Below are 21,178 nucleotides of genomic sequence, written 5' to 3' on the forward strand. Positions count from 1 at the left end.
CATATAGGAAACAGGCAGTCAGAGCGATAATTGGGGGAGGTGCCAAATGCTCAATCAAGAACTGGAACTCAGTTTAAACATGGCTTTCGCCAGAGCGCGCGAGCACCGTCACGAGTTTATGACCGTCGAACATCTGTTACTGGCACTGCTCAGTAACCCGTCGGCCAGAGAGGCACTGGAAGCCTGTACGGTGGATATTGTGGCTCTGCGTCAGGAACTCGAAGCCTTCATCGAACAAACCACGCCGGTGCTGCCGGTCGGCGAAGCTGAGCGCGATACGCAACCTACGCTCAGCTTCCAGCGCGTGCTGCAGCGGGCGGTATTCCACGTTCAATCTTCCGGTCGCAGTGAAGTTGCAGGCGCCAATGTCCTGGTTGCCATTTTCAGCGAGCAGGAGTCGCAGGCGGCTTATCTGCTGCGCAAACATGAAATCAGCCGTCTCGATGTGGTGAATTTCATCTCTCACGGCACACGTAAAGATGAGCCCGGCCAGTCGCAGAATAACGCGGACAATCCGGTCAATGAAGAGCAGGCAGGCGGGGAGGAGCGTATGGAGAACTTCACCACCAATCTTAACCAGCTTGCTCGCGTTGGCGGTATCGACCCGCTTATCGGGCGTGAAAAAGAGCTGGAGCGCGCCGTGCAGGTGCTGTGCCGCCGGCGTAAAAACAATCCGCTGCTGGTGGGTGAATCGGGCGTAGGTAAAACCGCGATTGCTGAAGGGCTCGCCTGGCGTATTGTGCAGGGTGATGTACCTGAGGTGATGAAAGAGTGCACTATCTATTCACTGGATATCGGCTCTCTGCTGGCGGGCACCAAATATCGCGGCGATTTTGAAAAGCGCTTTAAAGCGCTGCTCAAACAGCTGGAGCAGGATAACAACAGCATCCTGTTTATTGATGAGATCCACACCATCATCGGTGCCGGTGCAGCATCGGGCGGGCAGGTGGATGCCGCTAACCTGATTAAGCCACTGCTCTCCAGCGGTAAAATCCGCGTGATGGGTTCCACAACCTATCAGGAGTTCAGCAATATTTTCGAGAAAGATCGCGCACTGGCGCGCCGCTTCCAGAAAATTGATATTACTGAGCCTTCGGTTGAAGAGACCGTGCAGATCCTCAACGGACTGAAGCCGAAATATGAAGCGCATCATGACGTGCGTTATACCGCGAAGGCGGTGCGTGCCGCGGTAGAGCTGGCGGTCAAATATATCAACGATCGTCATCTGCCGGATAAAGCCATTGACGTCATCGATGAAGCGGGCGCGCGGGCGCGTCTCGTGCCGGTGAGCAAGCGTAAGAAAACCGTTAACGTATCCGATATTGAATCGGTTGTGGCACGGATTGCACGTATACCGGAACAGAGCGTATCGGCCACCGATCGCGATACGCTGAAAAACCTGGGCGACCGCCTGAAAATGCTGGTATTTGGCCAGGATAATGCGATTGAGGCACTGACCGAAGCGATTAAAATGAGTCGCGCTGGTCTGGGTCAGGATCGCAAGCCGGTCGGCTCCTTCCTGTTCGCCGGTCCGACCGGGGTAGGTAAAACAGAAGTCACCGTGCAGCTGGCGAAAGCGCTGGGCATTGAGCTGCTGCGTTTTGATATGTCGGAATATATGGAGCGCCATACGGTCAGCCGTCTGATTGGCGCACCTCCTGGCTATGTGGGCTTTGACCAGGGCGGTCTGTTAACGGATGCGGTGATCAAGCATCCGCACGCTGTGGTGCTGCTGGATGAAATTGAGAAAGCGCACCCGGATGTCTTTAACCTGCTGCTGCAGGTTATGGATAACGGTATGCTGACCGACAACAACGGGCGCAAAGCGGACTTCCGTAACGTGGTGCTGGTCATGACCACTAACGCCGGCGTACGCGAAACTGAACGTAAGTCAATCGGTCTGATTCAGCAGGATAACAGTACGGATGCGATGGAGGAGATCAAAAAGATCTTTACGCCAGAGTTCCGCAACCGTCTCGACAACATTATCTGGTTCCGTCACCTCTCTGCTGAGGTGATCCATCAGGTCGTCGATAAGTTTATTGTTGAACTGCAGGCGCAGCTGGATGCGAAGGGCGTCTCACTGGAAGTGAGCGACGACGCGCGCGACTGGCTGGCAGAAAAAGGCTACGATAAGGCGATGGGCGCGCGTCCGATGGCGCGTACGGTTCAGGAAAGCCTGAAAAAACCGCTGGCCAATGAACTGCTGTTTGGTTCGCTGGTGGATGGTGGCTCTGTGTCAGTGGCGCTGGATAAAGAAAAAAACCAGCTTACTTATCACTTCCTGAGCGCAGAGAAGCGCAAAACGGAAGGCACTGTGCACTAATGCCAGGGCAATAAAACAAAAGGCCGGATAATTATCCGGCCTTTTTTTTGCGGCTGGAAACTTAACCAGCCCGCGACGTGTGCAGCAGCTTAGCGACTGCGGAAGACAATGCGGCCTTTGCTCAGGTCGTACGGGGTCAACTCTACAGTGACTTTGTCACCCGTCAGGATGCGGATATAGTTTTTGCGCATTTTACCGGAGATATGAGCGGTAACCACGTGCCCGTTTTCAAGCTCTACGCGGAACATGGTGTTAGGTAACGTATCCAGTACGGTACCCTGCATTTCAATATTGTCTTCTTTGGCCATCGAATCCTCTGGGTGAACTACCAAACTGTTGAACCGGCAAGATAATGCCGAATTCCATGATTTATGTAAAGAAACGTTGGCTGTTTTTGCCAACGCTTCGCCGTGCGTCGCGCTGTCGCGCGTGCAGTACGGATAAATTCGGGTGTTGTTGACGTCTGCGGGGGATTAGCGGGCTAAGAATCTGCAGCAACCGGCCCGGCTGGGGTGGATGAAACAGTTTCAGGAAACAGGTGAGATTCCCAGCCTGGCAATTCCGGCTCGCCACAGCGAAGCGCGGACGACATACCAAACTCGCTTATTGTATCACTTTTATGTGGATTTGTGTGCAAAACATCTGCGGAGAGGGCTAAAAAAGGGTCTGCGTCTGCCAGCATCCTTCAGCAACCGGCTGCCACGCCAGCTTTTTTAGCTCCTGCAGATAGTCAGCGCGCGGAATTTCCGTTGCGCCGAGCGATGCCGTATGGGGATTAAGCACCTGACAATCGATAAGCCTGCCCTGATGAGCCCGGAAGTGCTGCGAAAATACCCACAGCGCGGTTTTTGAAGCGTTTTCCTGCCGGCTGAACATCGATTCTCCGCAGAACATCTGGCCGAGCGCCAGACCGTACATACCCCCGACCAGGCTATTTTCATGCCACACTTCAACAGAGTGCGCATGCCCCAGTTCATACAGGCGCAGCCAGGCGCGTTTGACCTCAAAAGTGATCCAGGTTCCCTCCTGACGTCCGGTCGCGCAGCCTTCAAGTACCTGTGCAAAGGCGTGGTTCATGGTCACGCGATAGGGAGAGCGACGGTGAAAACGCGCCATGCTCCGGCTGAGATGAAAGGCGTCTGGCATCAGCACGGCCCGCGGATCGGGCGACCACCAGAGAATCGGATCGCCGGGCGAAAACCAGGGAAAAATACCGTGCTGGTAGGCGTTAATCAGACGTGCAGGCGAGAGATCGCCGCCCATCGCCAGCAAACCGTTTGGTTCGCGCAGCGCCATTTCCGGCGGCGGGAAGTGCAGTGAATCACGTGAAAGTTGTACCAGTCTCATGGCATCAGCTACTCAGAAGCGTCATCTCCAGACTATAACGCAAAGCGCTGACGGAAACGCCAGTAGCGACCCGCTTTTGAGATTAATACGTCATGAGAACCTGATTCCACAATGGCGCCCTGATCCATGACGCAGATGCGATCCATCTTCTCCAGACCCTGCAGGCGATGTGTCACCATAATCAGCGTCTTACCCTTGCTGACCCGCAGCAGTAATTGCAGAATGTGCTGCTCGGTCGTGGCGTCCAGCCCTTCAGTGGGTTCATCCAGCAGCCAGAGATCGCCGTTGTGCAGCAGGGCGCGGGCGATGGCCAGCCGCCGCAGTTCGCCGCCGGAAAGGGGTCTGCCGCCTTCACCCATCCAGCTATCCAGTCCGTCAGGCTGTTCAGCCAGAAAGCCGAGCCCGGCCTGTGTCAGAGCGGCTGTCAGCTCACTGTCGCTGGCCGTGGGGCGCGCCAGTAAGAGGTTGTCCCGCAGCGTCTGGCTGAAAAGATGCACGCGCTGCGTCACCACGCTGATACGCTGCCGCAGGCTGGTCTCATCCCACTGTGAGAGCGGAGTATCATTAAGCTGAATACTTCCCGCGGTGGCTTCCCGGCTACGGGTGATAAGCGCCAGCAGGCTCGATTTACCGCAGCCGGTCGGGCCGAGCAGAGCGATACGTTCGCCTTGTCGCAGCTGCAGTGAAAAATGCGCTAATACCGGCTCCGGGCGCTGCGGATAGCTAAATGAAACGTTATCCAGCGTGAGGCTGATACCCGGCGCCGTATTCGGCATGGCTGGCGGAAAATAGATGGCAGGCGGCTGGTCGATAATCTCCTGCACGCGCCGTGCGGCGCTGCTGACCTGCGCCAGCGGCAGAAAAGCGCCGGCAACCGGTGCCAGCGCTTCAAACGCCGCGAGGCCACAGAACAGAAACAGCGCAATCGCTGCGCCCCCGACAGAAGCAGCTGACACCCACAGCAACAGCGTTACGGTCAGACCGGCTATCAGCAGCAGCAGGCTCTGCGCAAACGCCTGCAGGTGATGCTGCTGTTGCTGCGCGCGCTGCCACTGCTGCTCTGTGCTGTCCAGCCGCTGACGCCAGGCCGTCGCTGCACCATAGATTTTTAGCTCAGCCTGAGCCATGAGCCAGCCAGCAAGCTGCAGCCGCCAGCTCGCCTGAGAGCGGGCGATACGCGCGCCGGAAGCCTGACCAAAATAACAGAAGAGGGCGGGCAGCAGCAGCAGGGTCAGCAGCATGCTGCCGCCTAAGAGCAGCGCCAGAGGCAGGCTGAGCAGAGAGAGACTGCAGGTTACGACGATAATGACCACTGCCGCACCGGCCAGGGGCGAAATAATACGCAGGTAGAGATGATCGAGCGTATCGACATCGCTGACAAAACGATTCAGCAGCTCGCCATGACGAAAGCGCGATAGCTGCTCAGGTGCCAGCGCCATCAGGCGGCTGAAGGTGTAGACACGCAGATGCTGCAGCACCCGGAAAGTGGCGTCATGACTGACAAGACGCTCAAAATAACGCGCGGCGGTGCGTATAATCGCGGCACCGCGCACGCCTGCCGCCGGCAGCATATAGTTGAAGGCGTAGAGCCCGGCCAGCCCTGCCAGCGAGGAGGCAGCCAGAAACCAGCCCGAGAGCGTAAGCAGGCTCACACTGGCAAGCAGGGTGAGGATAGCCAGCGCGATCCCCAATCCCAGGCGCCAGGGGTGCTGCCGGAACAGACGCAGAAAAGGCATTATTGAGCGCACAGTGAAACCTCCTGCTGACGTTGCCGTATCATCTCCTGCAGCAGCCCGGGCTCCCTGCTGAGCTGCTGCCAGCTTCCCTGCTGTACCAGCGCACCCTGCTGCATGACCCACACTTCATCCCACTGCGCCAGATCATGCAGCTGGTGCGTAATCATTAACGTTGTCTGCTGCCGTGCCGCCTGGTTAAGCGCCTGCATGACGTGATATTCGCTGGTGCTGTCCAGACCTGAACCCGGTTCATCCAGCAGCAGCAGTTTTGCCGGCTTCAGCAGCGCACGGGCAACCGCAATCCGCTGAGCCTGACCAACAGAAAGCCCGACACCATCCTCGCCAGTCGGCGTATCCAGCCCCAGCGGCAGGCTCGTCAGAAATGCGCTTACGCCAGCCTGGGCTAATACAGCCTGCAGTCTGCTCTCCTCAACGGGTCGATCCGGCATCAGGTTATCGCGCAGCGTTTGTGCAGGCAGCTGCGGATTCTGTCCCACCCAGGCAAGCTGCCGCTGCCACTCTGCACGATCGATATGGCGCAGATCCACGCCATTGGCCCGCAGCACGCCCTGCCAGGGCAGAAAACCGAGCAGCGCGTTCATCAGCACGGTTTTGCCTGCGCCGCTTTCACCGACCAGCGCGACCCGGCAGCCTGCGCGCAGGGTAAAGTTAAGCGGCTGCGTCAGCGCGTGGCCGCCAGGACTCATTACCACCAGATCCTCTGCGGTCAGCGTCAGAGGAGCCTCGTCACACCACGGGCGAACTGGCCCCTGTGGCCGGGCATCCGGTGTCGCCTGCAGAAACGTTTCCAGCGCATCTGCTGCGCCTGCCGCCTGCGCTTTGGCGTGATAAAAGGTACCCAGATCGCGCAGCGGCTGGAAAAACTCCGGCGCAAGGATTAGCGCAAGAAAGCCGGCAAACAGCGTTACGCCAGTACCATAATGACCAAAATTAAATTCGCCAAGGTAAGAAAAACCAAAATAGACGGCGACAACGGCAATCGCCAGCGAGGCGAAAAATTCCAGCACCGCCGAGGAGAGAAAAGCGAGGCGCAGCACGTCCATTGTCCGCTGCCGAAAGCTATCGGTGCTGGCGGCAATAGCCTGCTTCTCAGCCGCTGCGCGGTGAAACAGCCGCAGCGTGTCGCGTCCGCGCAGACGATCGTAAAAATCGCCGCTCAGGCGCGATAGCGCGAGAAAGTTACGCCGGCTGGCGTCCGCTGCGCCCATGCCCACCAGCGCCATAAATAGCGGGATCAGCGGAGCGGTGACCAGCAGGATCAGCCCTGCAGCCCAGTTAACGGGAAACACAGCTAGCAAAATTGCGCAGGGAATAGCAACCGCCAGCGTCATCTGTGGCAGATAACGCGCATAATATTCCTGCAGCTGTTCAATCTGCTCAAGCAGCAGCGTTGACCAGCTGCCGGCAGGTCTGCCCTGTATCCAGGCCGGTCCGAGCGCATCGATGCGATCAAGCAGCTGGCGCCGCAGCGCCCGCCGGATGGCGAGACCGGCGCGGAAGCCTACCATCTCCCGGCCATAGTTAAAGCCGGCACGCAACAGAAAACAGAACAGCAACAGCAGAAACTGAGTGACCAGCGACGAGCGGGGCCGATCGGAGACAACCAGCTGCTGCAGTAGCGTAGCCATCAGCCACGCCTGGGCGATAAGAACGAGTGCGGAGGCAAAGCCGCATAGCGCAGCCAGCCGCAGGGCGGTAGCGCCGGAGGCCCGCTGCTGCCGTAACCAGCCCAGCAGGCGCTTTTGCCGTGATTTATTCATACTGTCGTCTGCTCTTCTAAAACAGGGCGAAAACCCGATAAAGTATCCGGTTATTGCGGTCGGCAGCACTTTAGCACGCGGTACATAAAAAAGGCGACCTGAACAGGTCGCCTCACTTTGATTATGATCAGGTTATTAACACGTTACCGATCGATTTTAACCAGCCCATCCAGATAGCGCTCTGCATCCAGCGCTGCCATACAGCCGGTACCGGCAGAGGTAATCGCCTGACGATAAGTGTGATCCATCACATCGCCTGCGGCAAAGACGCCCGGAATACTGGTCTGCGTGGCGTTACCGTGCAGGCCGGACTGCACCTTAATGTAGCCATTTTCCAGCGCCAGCTGGCCCTCAAAAATGGCGGTGTTTGGACTGTGGCCGATGGCGACAAACAGGCCTGCGACCTCAAGCGATTCTGCAGGCTCACCGTTAGTTGCCAGCAGCTTCACGCCGGTCACACCCATCTGGTCACCGGTCACTTCTTCCAGCGTGCGGTGCGTATGCAGCACAATGTTGCCGCTGCGCACTTTTTCCATCAGCCGGTCGATCAGAATTTTCTCTGCGCGGAAGGTGTCGCGGCGGTGAATCAGGTGCACCTCAGACGCGATGTTGGCAAGGTACAGCGCCTCTTCAACAGCAGTATTGCCTCCGCCGATCACCGCAACTTTCTGGTTGCGATAGAAAAAACCGTCGCAGGTCGCACAGGCAGAGACGCCACGGCCCTTAAATGCCTCTTCAGAAGGCAGACCCAGATAGCGTGCAGATGCACCCGTCGCAATAATCAGGGCGTCCGCCGTATATTCGCCGCTGTCGCCGGTCAGGCGGAAAGGGCGCTGCTGCAGGTCAACGGTATGAATATGATCGAACAGGATTTCAGTGTTGAATTTTTCGGCATGCGCATGCATACGCTCCATCAGCGACGGCCCGGTCAGGTCATGCGGGTCGCCTGGCCAGTTTTCAACTTCGGTGGTCGTCGTAAGCTGGCCGCCCTTTTCCAGACCGGTAATCAGAACCGGATTCAGGTTAGCGCGTGCCGCATAAACTGCAGCGGTATAACCGGCTGGGCCTGAGCCCAGGATAAGCAGTTTGCTGTGTTTGGCCGTACTCATGCATCCCTCAGTGTGTTTCTGACAACAGTGATTTTGATTGTAGGGAAATTAGGACAGCAAAAAAAGCTTTGCACCATTTTGTTAGCAATTGCTGCAAGCGGCGTAGACGATGAAACGCATCTTTGCTGCAGCGTTGCGCTAAAAGAGTGCATTCTGAGTAAATAAAAGGCATCACCGCCCTGAAAATATCATTTAAAAACAGGGCTCCAGCACGGTATCTGGCATCTTGTACTGAATTTAGATGTTTTACTTTGACAATCGCCTGCGCATTTGCGAAAACATTGGAAGAAGCAGAGAGTCTCTGGCGGTTCAGAACGGTAATTGATTGCTGTTTTGCGCGGTGGCGTCAGAAAATCTCAGCCTGACATTGGTAATGACGCATGATGTGGACAGACAGCATGCGTCATACGGATGGTGCGCGACTGCACAGGCTTATGGTCTTCAATTCAGTAAGGCTCTGGAATACGCATTTTTCAGGGTTGTGGCAGGCATAGGGAAGGAATTAAGAGAGACAATAATAATGGTAGACAATAAAAAGCGCCCCGGAAAAGATCTGGATCGTATCGACAGAAATATCCTGAATGAACTGCAAAAAGATGGCCGTATCTCCAATGTTGAGCTTTCCAAGCGCGTAGGCCTTTCGCCAACGCCATGCCTTGAGCGTGTTCGCCGCCTGGAGCGACAGGGCTTTATCCTCGGCTACACCGCTCAGCTTAACCCGCACTACCTTGATGCATCCCTGCTGGTATTTGTTGAGATTACTCTGAATCGCGGTGCCCCTGACGTGTTTGAGCAATTTAACGCCGCAGTGCAAAAACTTGAGGAAACTCAAGAGTGTCACCTCGTTTCCGGTGACTTTGACTATCTGCTGAAAACCCGCGTGCCTGATATGTCTGCCTATCGTAAACTGCTGGGAGAAACCTTGCTGCGCCTGCCAGGCGTAAACGACACCCGCACCTATGTCGTGATGGAAGAGGTGAAACAGAGTAACCGGCTGGTCATTAAAACCCGCTAACGCAGGGAAGGTGCAAAGCGTGCAGGATTTAGGTACACTCCTGTGAATTCATACAGGACCAGCGTCGGGCTCTTCCGGCGCTGTTGCCTTCTTATTTTACAGGCACCTGGAGAGTTCTCTTGAGCCAGGAATACACAGAAGATAAAGATGTTTCGTTACAACCGCTGAGCAGTGGACGTCGTCTGCTCGAGGCGTTGCTCATCCTTGTAGCCTTGTTCGCCATCTATCTGATGGTGTCACTGGTCAGTTTTAACCCTTCCGATCCCAGCTGGTCCCAGACCGCATGGCATGAACCTATCCACAATATCGGGGGTAGTCCAGGTGCCTGGCTGGCAGATACTTTGCTGTTTATCTTTGGCGTGATGGCCTATGCCATTCCACCCGTTATCCTGGGGCTGTGCTGGATCACTTTCCGTCAGCGCGATCGGCAGGATTATATCGACTATTTTGCCGTTGGATTGCGCCTGATAGGCGTGCTGGCACTGGTGGTGACCACCTGCGGACTGGCTGCGCTGAACGTGGATGATATCTGGTACTTTGCCTCAGGCGGGGTGATTGGCAGTCTGGTCAGCAATGCCATGGCGCCGTGGCTGCATGGTGCAACCGGCACGCTGACGCTGCTCTGTATCTGGGCCGCAGGCATCACGCTCTATACCGGCTGGTCATGGCTCGCTATCGCTGAAAAAATCGGGAGCGTAGTGATGGGCGTGCTGACTTTTGCCAGCAACCGCTCTCGTCATGACGATCGCTGGGAAGAGGATGAGTATGAAGAGGAAGCGGATATCCCATTGCGCCCGGTTGTGGCGTCTCAGGCTGCTGACGAAGAGGATGTTTTGCTGGCTGCGCCGCGAGCGCCTGCGTCTGCGCCTGCACTCTCTGCTGAGCTGGCCAGCGAACCGCTGCTGGCTAAAGCGTCCAGCGCAACCGCTGCGGCGCTTTCTGCGGTCAGTGAAGCTGCCCGTCAGGCACCGCCCGCTTCGGCTGCCGTAGCAGAACCTGCACCGACGGCGGAGCCAGCAGTTACGCAGGCTGCCGTGCCGCAACCGGTCACATCTCAACCGGTTGTGACCGCCACGCCAGCACCGCAGACGCCACCGCTTTATCATTTTGAACTGCCGGCAGAGCCTGTCGCGTCGCCTGCTGCACCGGATGAAGATGGCCCGCGCATGGGCGACTGGCAAAGTGCCGATCGCTTCTCTGCTGCCGCCCCTGCATTCACGGCCGCCGCGGCCACAGGTACTGCCACCGCGGCCGTACAGCGTGCGGAAGAGTCGCTGTCGCCTGTTTTTGACATTGTGCCTGAGCGCGATCGTAACCCGCAGGTAAAACAGGGGATTGGTCCGGAGCTGCCGCGACCTAACAAAGTTAAACTGCCGACCCGACGTGAACTCGCCTCTTATGGCATCAAACTGCCTTCACAGCGTATGGCAGAGGAGAAAGCGCGCGAAGAAGCAGAGCAGCAACAGCCCGACGTGAGCGCCACGCTGCATCAGCCACAGTATGAGGAAGAGGCTACGCTTCAGGAAGCGCAGCTGCGTGATGCATTTCAGTCACAGCAGCAGCAGCGCTATGGTGAAAGCTGGGAGTCGCATACTGAAGAGGACGATCAGGAGGCGCAGCATCAGGCGCAGCTGGCGAGCCAGTTTGCGGCGCAGCAGCAGCAGCGTTACAGCGCACCGCAGGAAGAAAAAGCGCCGGTGTTTAATCTGGATACCTCGGCTGCTTTTGACTTCTCGCCGATGAAAGATCTGGTTGATGATACGCCGAGTGAACCGCTGTTTACTATTGCGGCAACGCCGGAGCCTGAAGCGCAGTGGCAGCAGTCAGCTTCACCGGCAGCCGAACCAGCCGCGCAGTGGCAGCAGTCAGCTGCACCGGCAGCCGAACCAGCCGCGCAGTGGCAGCAGTCAGCTGCACCGGCAGCCGAACCAGCCGCACCGGCAGCAGCACCAGCCGCGCAGTGGCAGCAGCCAGCCGCACCGGCAGCCGAACCAGCCGTAGAGTGGCAGCAGCAAGCCGCACCGTCAGCAGAGCCTGCCGCAGCACCGGCCGTACCGGCGCAGGATAGTCTGTTTCACCCTTTCCTGGTGCGTCATGAACGACCGCTGGAAAAACCTTCCACGCCGCTTCCGGTACTTGAGCTGCTGACGGCTCCTCCGGAAGAAGAAGAGCCGGTGGATATGTTTGCTCTGGAACAGACGGCGCGCCTGGTTGAAGCGCGTCTGGCTGACTACCGGGTAAAAGCGGAAGTGGTAGGGATCTCTCCGGGTCCGGTGATCACCCGCTTTGAGCTCGATCTGGCGCCGGGCGTTAAAGCGGCGAGGATCTCAAACCTTTCCCGCGATCTGGCGCGTTCACTGTCAGCCGTGGCAGTGCGTGTGGTAGAGGTGATCCCCGGTAAACCTTACGTTGGACTTGAGCTGCCGAACAAACATCGTCAGACGGTCTATCTGCGTGAAGTGCTGGATTGTGATAAGTTCCGCGATAATCCTTCTCCTTTGTCAGTGGTGCTGGGTAAAGATATCTCCGGACAGCCTGTTGTCGCCGATCTGGCAAAAATGCCACACCTGCTGGTTGCCGGTACCACCGGTTCCGGTAAGTCGGTTGGCGTTAATACCATGATCATCAGTATGCTCTATAAAGCGACCCCGGAAGAGGTGCGCTTTATCATGATCGACCCGAAAATGCTTGAGCTGTCAGTTTATGAAGGGATCCCGCACCTGCTTACCGAGGTGGTCACCGACATGAAAGACGCTGCTAACGCGCTGCGCTGGAGCGTGGTGGAGATGGAGCGTCGCTACAAACTGATGTCTGCGCTGGGCGTACGTAACCTCGCCGGTTATAACGAAAAAATTGAGCAGGCTGCGGCGATGGGCCGTCCGATTCCCGATCCGTTCTGGAAGCCGGGTGACAGCATGGACATGACGCCGCCCGTACTGGAGAAGCTGCCCTATATCGTTGTGCTGGTGGATGAGTTTGCCGACCTGATGATGGCGGTGGGTAAAAAGGTAGAAGAGCTGATAGCGCGTCTGGCGCAGAAAGCGCGTGCTGCCGGTATTCACCTGGTGCTGGCAACCCAGCGTCCGTCGGTTGACGTGATTACCGGTCTGATTAAAGCCAACATTCCTACGCGTATCGCTTTTACGGTATCAAGTAAGATTGACTCGCGTACCATCCTCGATCAGGGCGGCGCAGAATCGCTGCTGGGAATGGGTGATATGCTCTATATGCCACCTAACTCCTCAATGCCGGTACGCGTGCACGGCGCATTCGTGCGCGATCAGGAAGTTCATGCTGTCGTGCAGGACTGGAAAGCGCGCGGACGCCCGCAGTATATCGACAGCATCACCGCGGGCGAGGAGAGCGAAGGCGGCGCAGGCGGGATGGATGGTGATGAAGAGCTCGATCCGCTATTCGATCAGGCCGTCTCCTTTGTGGTTGAGAAACGTCGCGCCTCTATCTCTGGTGTACAGCGTCAGTTCCGTATCGGCTATAACCGTGCGGCACGTATCATTGAGCAGATGGAAGCGCAGGGGATTGTTTCTGAGCCGGGCCATAACGGTAACCGCGAGGTGCTTTCGCCGCCGCCACATGAAATGTAACGCCGGCTGACAGCACAACTTTCCTGATGGGCCAGTTAACAACTGGCCCATTGTTTATCTGTTGCGCAATCCCCATATCTTTGGGACCTTTCGGCTTTTTCTTCTGTCGAAGAGACAATACGGCAACTACGTTTAATAGCAGTGAGTATCAGGAACAGTGAATAAGGAATCGAATCAGATGAAATTACGCGTTATTGCCTGTGGCCTGCTGGCCGGTTTTGTTTCAGCATCAGCGCTGGCGGATGCCTCCGGCGACCTGCAGCAGCGCCTGAACAAAGTAAACAGTTTCCATGCCAGCTTTAGCCAGAAAGTCACCGACGGCAGCGGTGCCAATGTGCAGGATGGTGAAGGCGAGCTGTGGGTTAAGCGTCCCAGCCTGTTTAACTGGCACATGACGGCGCCGGATGAGAGCGTTATTGTCTCCGACGGTAAAAACCTGTGGTTCTACAATCCGTTTGTTGAACAGGCCAGCGTGAGCCTGCTGCAGAATGCCACCAGCAATACGCCATTTATGCTTATTGCCCGCAATCAGCCCAGCGACTGGAAGCAGTACAACATCAAACAGCAGGGTGACAGCTTTGAGCTGACGCCAAAAAACAGAGACGGCAACCTGAAACAGTTCACCATCAACGTATCGTCATCGGGCACTATCAATCAGTTCAGCGCGGTTGAGCAGGATGGCCAGCGCAGCAGCTACCAGCTGAAGAGCCAGAAAAATGGTGCTATCAGTCCCGATAAATTTACCTTTACGCCACCAAAAGGGGTAACGGTAGACGACCAGCGTCAGTGAGGTTGAGTTGAGTAATCTCTCTCTGGATTTTGCCCCTTCAAATGCGTTTAAACCGCTGGCCGCCAGAATGCGGCCTACGACGCTTCAGGAGTATATCGGCCAGCAGCATCTGCTGGCCCCTGGCAAACCGCTGCCGCGGGCGATTGAAGCCGGGCAGCTGCACTCGATGATTCTGTGGGGACCGCCGGGCACCGGCAAGACCACGCTGGCAGAGATCATCGCGCACTACGGTAATGCTGATGTGGAACGCATCTCAGCGGTCACGTCAGGCGTAAAAGATATTCGTGAGGCAATTGAGCGCGCCCGGCAAAACCGCCACGCCGGCCGCCGCACTATCCTGTTTGTGGATGAGGTCCATCGCTTCAATAAAAGCCAGCAGGATGCCTTTCTGCCACATATCGAAGATGGCACCATCACATTTATCGGTGCTACCACGGAAAACCCTTCGTTTGAACTCAACTCTGCGCTGCTGTCGCGTGCGCGCGTCTATCTGCTCAAATCACTGACGACAGAGGAGATTGAGGAGGTGCTGACGCAGGCGATGGAAGACAGCACTCGCGGCTATGGTGACAGTGATATCGTGCTGCCTGACGCTACGCGCCGGATGATTGCCGAACTGGTAAGCGGTGACGCGCGCCGTGCGCTGAATACGCTGGAAATGATGGCGGATATGGCAGATGTCAGCGCGCAGGGCAAGCGGGAGCTGACGCCGCAGCTGCTGACCGAAGTGGCTGGCGAGCGTGCGGCGCGCTTTGATAACCAGGGCGATCGCTTTTACGATCTCATCTCGGCGCTGCACAAATCGGTGCGCGGCTCTGCGCCCGACGCGGCGCTCTACTGGTACGCCCGGATTATTACCGCCGGCGGGGATCCGCTCTATGTCGCACGGCGTCTGCTGGCTATCGCCTCGGAAGATGTCGGAAATGCCGATCCGCGCGCCATGCAGGTAGCCATTTCAGCCTGGGACTGCTTTACGCGCGTCGGGCCGGCAGAAGGCGAGCGTGCGATTGCGCAGGCGATTGTCTATCTGGCATGTGCGCCGAAAAGCAACGCAGTGTACACGGCTTTCAAAGCGGCGCTGCGCGATGCGCGCGAGCATCCTGATTACGATGTGCCGGATCATCTGCGTAATGCGCCGACAAAGCTGATGAAAGAGATGGGGCTGGGTAAAAGCTATCGCTATGCGCATGATGAACCCAACGCCTATGCGGCCGGCGAAGTCTTTTTCCCGCCGGAAATGCGCGATGTCCGCTATTACCATCCTGTGCCGCGCGGACTGGAAGGAAAGATCGGTGAAAAACTCGCCTGGCTGGCTGAGCAGGATGAAAATAGCCCGATAAAACGCTACCGCTGATAAACGCGTTACGGTAAGGTGAGTAAGGAATTCATTGCATTCCAGTGGGATGCAACCCCTCATTTTTCAATCAACCTTTTATTACACAGGATAAGCATGCTCGATCCCAATCTGCTGCGTAACGAGCCAGACGCAGTCGCAGAAAAACTGGCACGCCGGGGATTTAAACTGGATGTGGATACGCTGCGCTCCTTAGAAGAGCGCCGTAAAGTACTGCAGGTCGAAACCGAAAATCTGCAGGCTGAGCGTAATGCCCGATCCAAATCCATCGGCCAGGCAAAAGCCCGTGGGGAAGATATCGAGCCGCTGCGTCAGGAAGTGAATACGCTGGGTGAACGTCTGGATGCGGCAAAAGCGGAACTGGATGTGCTGCAAAATGAGATCCGCGATTTTGCGCTGGCGCTGCCCAATCTGCCAGCTGATGACGTTCCTCTGGGTAAAGATGACAGTGAGAATCTGGAAATCAGCCGCTGGGGCGAGCCGCGCCAGTTTGATTTCCCTGTAAAAGATCACGTAGAGCTGGGTGAATCTGTCAGGGGGCTCGATTTTGCCGCCGCTGTTAAACTGACCGGCTCTCGCTTTATCGTCATGCAGGGCCAGATTGCGCGTCTGCATCGCGCTCTGAGCCAGTTTATGATCGATCTGCACACGCAGGAACATGGCTACCTGGAAACCTATGTGCCGTATCTTGTTAACCACGATACGCTGTATGGCACCGGGCAGCTGCCAAAATTTGGCGAAGATCTGTTTCACACCAAACCGCTGGGTGAAGAAGCGGGTAGCAGCAACTATGCGCTGATCCCTACCGCGGAAGTGCCGCTGACCAACCTGGTGCGTGATGAAATCGTTGAAGAAGAGAGTTTGCCGATCAGGCTGACCGCACACACGCCCTGTTTCCGCTCTGAAGCGGGTTCATACGGTCGTGACACGCGCGGGCTGATCCGTATGCACCAGTTTGATAAAGTGGAAATGGTGCAGATTGTGGCGCCGGAAACCTCTATGGATGCGCTGGAAGCGCTGACCGGTCATGCGGAGAAAGTGCTGCAGCTGCTTAATCTGCCATACCGTAAAGTGCTGCTCTGCACCGGCGATATGGGCTTTGGCGCGGTTAAAACCTACGATCTCGAAGTCTGGCTGCCGGCGCAGGATACCTATCGTGAAATCTCTTCCTGCTCCAACATGTGGGATTTCCAGGCGCGTCGTATGCAGGCACGCTGCCGCAGCAAGAGCGATAAAAAGCCGCGTCTGCTGCACACGCTGAACGGATCGGGTCTGGCGGTGGGGCGTACGCTGGTCGCGGTTCTGGAAAACTATCAGCAGGCAGATGGCCGCATTGCCATACCGGACGTACTGCGTCCTTATATGGGCGGTCTGGAGTATATCGGCTGATTGTCCGCTGATTAAAAGAACCCGGCTCTGGCCGGGTTTTTTTATGGGCGATGCCGTGCGCAGCAATCCGATTTTGCGGCAAAGCTATCACAAATAAACGTTATCGAAGAGAAGCAGCGGTTAAGCGCTAAAAATCTGTAAATTCATAGCGATAGATTTTAATTCTGCTCTGGCGATGATGCTTCTAACCTCCTGAAGATAAAAAAAATAAATTGTTCAGCAGCAAATTGTGCGGTGCTGTTTTTCTGTTCGTTGACTTTCCATTTTCCAGTGGCAAACTGCGCGCAATTCTCGCTTCTTTCCATTGGTTTTATCCTTATGCTTACCTGGTCGCGCCCCGTCCTGCTGCTGCTCTGCGGCTTAATGCTGATGACGGTTTCTATCGCTGTGCTTAATACGCTGGTGCCGCTCTGGCTTGCCCATGAGCAGCTGCCTACCTGGCAGGTAGGGATGGCGAGTTCCGCCTATTACACCGGTAATCTGGCGGGCACGCTGCTGGCTGGCTGGCTGATTGCGCGCTACGGCTTTAATCGCTGCTTCTATTTTGCCAGCGTGCTGTTTGCCCTGGCGACAATGGGAATGGTGCTGCTGGAAGGCTTCTCCAGCTGGACGCTGCTGCGCTTCAGCGCCGGCGTGGGCTGCGCGCTGATCTGGGTAGTGGTTGAAAGCGCTCTGCTCTGCAGCGGTACGGTGCGTAACCGCGGTCAGCTGCTGGCTGCCTATATGATTGTCTATTATCTCGGTACGGTAGCCGGGCAGCTGCTGGTCAGCAGCGTGTCCACTGAACTGCTGCACGTGATCCCCTGGGTCACGGCACTGATTGTCTGCGCTATGCTGCCACTGCTTTTTGTGCAGGTGAGCACGGCCGGAGAGAGCGAAGAGGCGTCCACTACGCGTATCTGGAGCATGCTGCGCCGCCGCAGTTCACGTCTGGGCATCAATGGCTGCATCATCTCCGGCATTGTGCTGGGCTCGCTCTATGGACTGATGCCGCTCTATCTGTCGCATCGCGGTATGAGTGACGCCTCAGTAGGCTACTGGATGGCGCTGCTTGTGAGCTCCGGTATTATCGGACAGTGGCCCGTCGGGCGTCTGGCCGATCGCTTTGGACGCCTGATGGTCCTGCGCGTGCAGGTGTTTGTCGTGATCCTCGGCGCCGTGGCGATGCTGGGCGATACGGCGATGGCGCCGGCGCTGTTTGTGCTGGGGCTGGCAGGCTTTACGCTCTATCCGGTTGCCATGTCATGGGCCTGTGAAACCGTTGCGCACCATGAGCTGGTGGCGATGAATCAGGCGCTGCTGTTCAGCTATACCGTGGGCAGCCTGGTGGGGCCGGCAATGACTTCAATGCTAATGCAGCGTTACTCTGACCAGCTGCTGTTTGTGATGATCGCTGCGGTGGCACTGGTCTATCTGGTCATGCTGCTGCGCAAAGCCGATCATCATGCGACGCCGGTGGCGCACGCCTGACAGGTGTAAATATCAGAGAGCAGGTCGCGCGCGCGGGTCTTAGTACATCACGCTGTGCCCGTAGCCTGCCAGAATCGCTTTAATCCGCTCCATCGTCTCTCTGGCTGGTGGCCTGACGCCAGCCAGCTGGTACGTTTCCCCCATAGCCTCCCATTTATGCTTGCCCAGCTCGTGATAGGGAAGCAGCTCTATTTTTTCCACATTCTGCATGTCAGCGGTAAACCTGCCGAGGCGGTGTGCAGAGTCGTCATCATCTGAATAGCCCGGCACAACCACGTAGCGGATCCAGGTGCGTTTGTTTTTCTTCTGCAGGTAGCGGGCAAAATCGAGCGTGCGGTAATTGGAAACGCCGACCAGAATTTCATGGATCTCATCGTTAATCTGTTTCAGATCGAGCATCACTAAGTCGGTGACCTCCAGCAGCTCATCGATTACCGGATCGTAGCGCCGCACAAAGCCGTTGGTATCAAGGCAGGTGTGAATGCCCGCCTGCTTACAGGCGCGGAACCAGTCGCGCACAAATTCAGCCTGCAGGATCGCTTCTCCGCCGGAGGCGGTCACACCACCGCCTGACGCGTTCATATAATGGCGACAGGCGATCACATCCCGCATCAGCTCTTCAACCGTCGCTGTTTTACCCGCGTGAGTATCCCAGGTATCGCGATTATGGCAGTAGAGGCAGCGCATCAGGCAGCCCTGAAAAAAGGTGATAAAACGGATGCCAGGACCGTCAACGGTCCCGCAGGATTCAATAGAGTGAATGCGACCGACAGCAGACATAGCGATGGTTCTCCGGTTTGGCCTGTTTCAGGCAGCACAATCTCTGTTGTGCTCAGCAGGGAAGTCCGTTTTGCCAGCGTTCCCGCGTCAGCACGCTGGCAAAACGGACTCTGAAGCAGGGCTCCTGTCAGGGAGCCCTGTTTATCATCAGAGTGAGGCAGTGAAGGTCCGGGTGATCACATCCTGCTGCTGCTCCCGGGTCAGCGAGTTAAACCGTACCGCATAACCTGAAACGCGTATGGTGAGCTGCGGATAATTTTCCGGATGCGCCATTGCGTCCAGCAGCATATCGCGATTCATGACGTTAACATTCAGATGCTGACCGCCTTCCAGCGCCGCTTCATGATGGAAATAGCCATCCATCAGGCCCGCCAGGTTTGATTTTCTTACCTCATCATTTTTGCCGAGCGCGTTGGGCACGATAGAGAAGGTGTAGGAGATACCATCTTTTGCATAGGCAAATGGCAGTTTAGCCACCGAGGTCAGCGAGGCCACGGCACCTTTTTGATCGCGTCCGTGCATCGGGTTAGCCCCCGGACCAAACGGCGCGCCGGCGCGGCGGCCATCCGGGGTATTACCGGTTTTTTTACCGTATACCACATTTGAGGTAATGGTCAGCACGGACTGGGTCGGCACGGCATTGCGATAGGTCTGCAGCCGCTGAATTTTTTTCATAAACCGCTCTACCAGGTCGCAGGCCAGATCGTCTACGCGCGGGTCGTTATTGCCAAATTGCGGATAGTCGCCCTCAATCTCAAAGTCGGTGGCCAGCCCATCCGCATCACGCACCGGTTTTACCCGTGCATATTTGATGGCGGAGAGGGAGTCCGCTGCCACTGATAGCCCGGCAATACCACACGCCATGGTGCGATAAACGTCGCGATCGTGCAGCGCCATCAGCGCAGCTTCATAGCTGTATTTATCATGCATGAAGTGGATAATGTTCAGCGCGGTGACATACTGCTTCGCCAGCCAGTCCATAAAGTGATCCATACGCGCCATGACCGTGTCAAAGTCGAGTACTTCATCAGTAATCGGCGCTTCTTTCGGTCCGACCTGCATTTTGAGTTTTTCATCAACCCCGCCATTGATAGCGTACAGCAGCGTTTTAGCTAGGTTGGCGCGTGCGCCAAAGAACTGCATCTGCTTGCCGACAATCATCGGGCTGACGCAGCAGGCGATAGCGTAGTCGTCATTATCAAAGTCAGGACGCATCAGATCGTCATTTTCATACTGCAGCGACGAGGTATCGATGGAGACTTTAGCCGCATATTTCTTAAAGTTGAGCGGCAGCTTCTCGGACCAGAGAATGGTCATGTTGGGTTCAGGGGAGGGACCCATGGTGTACAGCGTATTCAGGAAGCGGAACGTATTTTTGGTCACCAGGGTGCGCCCGTCAACGCCCATACCGGCGAGTGATTCGGTCGCCCAGATAGGGTCGCCTGAGAAGAGCTCATCATATTCCGGCGTGCGCAGGAAACGCACCATGCGCAGCTTCATGACCAGATGGTCAATCAGCTCCTGCGCCTGCTCTTCGGTGAGCCTGCCAGCCTGCATATCACGTTCAATATAGATATCGAGGAAAGTAGACACGCGGCCAAACGACATGGCGGCACCGTTTTGCGATTTTACTGCCGCCAGATAACCAAAGTAGGTCCACTGTACCGCTTCCTGTGCGGTGGTAGCCGGCAGCGAGATATCACAACCATATTTTGCCGCCATCGCTTTGATCTGGCCCAGCGCGCGATGCTGTTCAGCGATCTCCTCGCGCAGGCGAATAGTGGCTTCCAGATCCACGCCGTTTTCCATATCGTGCTGCAGCGATGTGAACTGCGCCACTTTGTCCTGCATCAGATAGTCAATGCCGTAGAGCGCAACGCGACGGTAATCGCCGATGATACGACCACGGCCGTAGGCGTCAGGCAGGCCGGTCAGGACGCCTGATTTACGGCAGCGCAGAATATCGGGCGTATAGACATCAAATACCCCCTGGTTATGGGTTTTACGGTAATCCGTAAAGATTTTTTTCAGCGCCGGATCGAGTTCGCGACCGTAGACCTTACAAGAGCCTTCCACCATTTTGATGCCGCCAAAGGGAATAATGGCGCGTTTCAGCGGTGCTTCAGTCTGCAGCCCAACGATGGTTTCCAGAGATTTATCGATATAACCTGCGTCGTGCGAGGTAATGGTTGAAGCCAGATCGGTATCAAAGTCCACCGGTGCATGCGTGCGGTTTTCAATTTTGATCCCTTCCAGCACGCGGTTCCACAGTGCCGTTGTGGCGGGGGTGGCACCCGCGAGAAATGCTTCATCGCCTTCATACGGCGTATAGTTCAGCTGGATAAAGTCGCGTACGTTGACGCGGGTTTTCCACTCGCCGGCCTTAAATCCTTTCCAGGCTGCTGCCATTTTTTCATTCAGTTCGGACATGATATACCTGCCTTATGTAAGGAGACTTTCTTGCCGGACGCATCGCTGC

The 21,178-nt window shown here is 56.5% G+C and carries 15 protein-coding genes; 7 read left to right on the top strand and 8 right to left on the bottom strand.

Annotation, left to right across the window (positions count from 1 at the left end; genetic code table 11):
* Nucleotides 1-46: 46 nt before the first annotated feature.
* On the top strand, nucleotides 47-2,326 hold the full coding sequence (gene clpA, locus C1Y41_RS02250; RefSeq protein WP_039383524.1) for an ATP-dependent Clp protease ATP-binding subunit ClpA: 2,280 nt from the start codon (nucleotides 47-49) through the stop codon (nucleotides 2,324-2,326).
* A gap of 89 nt (nucleotides 2,327-2,415) precedes the next feature.
* Here the strand turns inward: clpA and infA are convergent, their stop codons facing one another.
* The 5 genes from infA to trxB form a co-directional block, all read right to left on the bottom strand.
* Complete coding sequence (gene infA, locus C1Y41_RS02255; protein WP_002211347.1) at nucleotides 2,416-2,634, bottom strand: translation initiation factor IF-1; 219 nt, start codon at nucleotides 2,632-2,634, stop codon at nucleotides 2,416-2,418.
* 346 nt (nucleotides 2,635-2,980) lie between these two features.
* Nucleotides 2,981-3,673, bottom strand: coding sequence for a leucyl/phenylalanyl-tRNA--protein transferase (gene aat / locus C1Y41_RS02260; protein WP_104084718.1), 693 nt, complete (start codon nucleotides 3,671-3,673; stop codon nucleotides 2,981-2,983).
* 32 nt (nucleotides 3,674-3,705) lie between these two features.
* The gene (gene cydC, locus C1Y41_RS02265) at nucleotides 3,706-5,421 is read right to left on the bottom strand and encodes a cysteine/glutathione ABC transporter ATP-binding protein/permease CydC (protein ID WP_104084719.1); all 1,716 of its coding nucleotides are present in this window, start codon (nucleotides 5,419-5,421) and stop codon (nucleotides 3,706-3,708) included.
* The gene (cydD, locus tag C1Y41_RS02270; protein ID WP_104084720.1) at nucleotides 5,409-7,190 is read right to left on the bottom strand and encodes a cysteine/glutathione ABC transporter permease/ATP-binding protein CydD; all 1,782 of its coding nucleotides are present in this window, start codon (nucleotides 7,188-7,190) and stop codon (nucleotides 5,409-5,411) included. Before cydD ends, cydC begins: the two co-directional genes overlap by 13 nt.
* Nucleotides 7,191-7,333: 143 nt before the next feature.
* The gene (gene trxB, locus C1Y41_RS02275; RefSeq protein WP_104084721.1) at nucleotides 7,334-8,299 is read right to left on the bottom strand and encodes a thioredoxin-disulfide reductase; all 966 of its coding nucleotides are present in this window, start codon (nucleotides 8,297-8,299) and stop codon (nucleotides 7,334-7,336) included.
* 520 nt (nucleotides 8,300-8,819) lie between these two features.
* Here trxB and lrp point away from each other — a divergent pair.
* The 5 genes from lrp (at nucleotide 8,820) to serS (ending at nucleotide 16,449) form a co-directional block, all read left to right on the top strand.
* A complete protein-coding gene (lrp, locus tag C1Y41_RS02280; RefSeq protein WP_006118610.1) occupies nucleotides 8,820-9,314 on the top strand; it encodes a leucine-responsive transcriptional regulator Lrp in 495 nt (164 codons plus the stop codon).
* Between the two features lie 119 nt (nucleotides 9,315-9,433).
* On the top strand, nucleotides 9,434-12,916 hold the full coding sequence (locus C1Y41_RS02285; RefSeq protein ID WP_104084722.1) for a DNA translocase FtsK 4TM domain-containing protein: 3,483 nt from the start codon (nucleotides 9,434-9,436) through the stop codon (nucleotides 12,914-12,916).
* A gap of 178 nt (nucleotides 12,917-13,094) precedes the next feature.
* Complete coding sequence (gene lolA / locus C1Y41_RS02290) at nucleotides 13,095-13,706, top strand: outer membrane lipoprotein chaperone LolA (RefSeq protein ID WP_104084723.1); 612 nt, start codon at nucleotides 13,095-13,097, stop codon at nucleotides 13,704-13,706.
* 7 nt (nucleotides 13,707-13,713) lie between these two features.
* Nucleotides 13,714-15,060: a replication-associated recombination protein A gene (locus C1Y41_RS02295; RefSeq protein WP_104084724.1), complete on the top strand. Its 1,347-nt coding sequence runs from the start codon at nucleotides 13,714-13,716 to the stop codon at nucleotides 15,058-15,060.
* A 96-nt stretch (nucleotides 15,061-15,156) separates the two neighbouring features.
* Nucleotides 15,157-16,449 carry a serine--tRNA ligase gene (gene serS, locus C1Y41_RS02300; protein ID WP_039383543.1) on the top strand — a complete coding sequence of 431 codons (1,293 nt, stop codon included), beginning with the start codon at nucleotides 15,157-15,159 and terminating at the stop codon, nucleotides 16,447-16,449.
* 158 nt (nucleotides 16,450-16,607) lie between these two features.
* Here serS and C1Y41_RS19975 read toward each other — a convergent pair whose 3' ends face one another.
* Nucleotides 16,608-16,754: a hypothetical protein gene (locus C1Y41_RS19975; protein ID WP_158249855.1), complete on the bottom strand. Its 147-nt coding sequence runs from the start codon at nucleotides 16,752-16,754 to the stop codon at nucleotides 16,608-16,610.
* 13 nt (nucleotides 16,755-16,767) lie between these two features.
* Between C1Y41_RS19975 and C1Y41_RS02305 the strand changes: the two genes are divergently transcribed.
* Nucleotides 16,768-17,919, top strand: a complete 1,152-nt coding sequence (locus C1Y41_RS02305; RefSeq protein ID WP_039383545.1) for an MFS transporter — start codon at nucleotides 16,768-16,770, stop codon at nucleotides 17,917-17,919.
* A 39-nt stretch (nucleotides 17,920-17,958) separates the two neighbouring features.
* Here C1Y41_RS02305 and pflA read toward each other — a convergent pair whose 3' ends face one another.
* Nucleotides 17,959-18,699 (bottom strand): pyruvate formate lyase 1-activating protein, encoded by a 741-nt coding sequence (gene pflA, locus C1Y41_RS02310; protein WP_104084725.1) that lies wholly within the window; start codon nucleotides 18,697-18,699, stop codon nucleotides 17,959-17,961.
* A gap of 147 nt (nucleotides 18,700-18,846) precedes the next feature.
* Nucleotides 18,847-21,129: a formate C-acetyltransferase gene (pflB, locus tag C1Y41_RS02315; RefSeq protein WP_104084726.1), complete on the bottom strand. Its 2,283-nt coding sequence runs from the start codon at nucleotides 21,127-21,129 to the stop codon at nucleotides 18,847-18,849.
* Nucleotides 21,130-21,178: the final 49 nt, after the last annotated feature.

It is taken from the genome of Pantoea sp. ICBG 1758 (assembly GCF_002928325.1).
GTDB classification, from domain to species: Bacteria; Pseudomonadota; Gammaproteobacteria; order Enterobacterales; family Enterobacteriaceae; genus Pantoea; species Pantoea eucrina.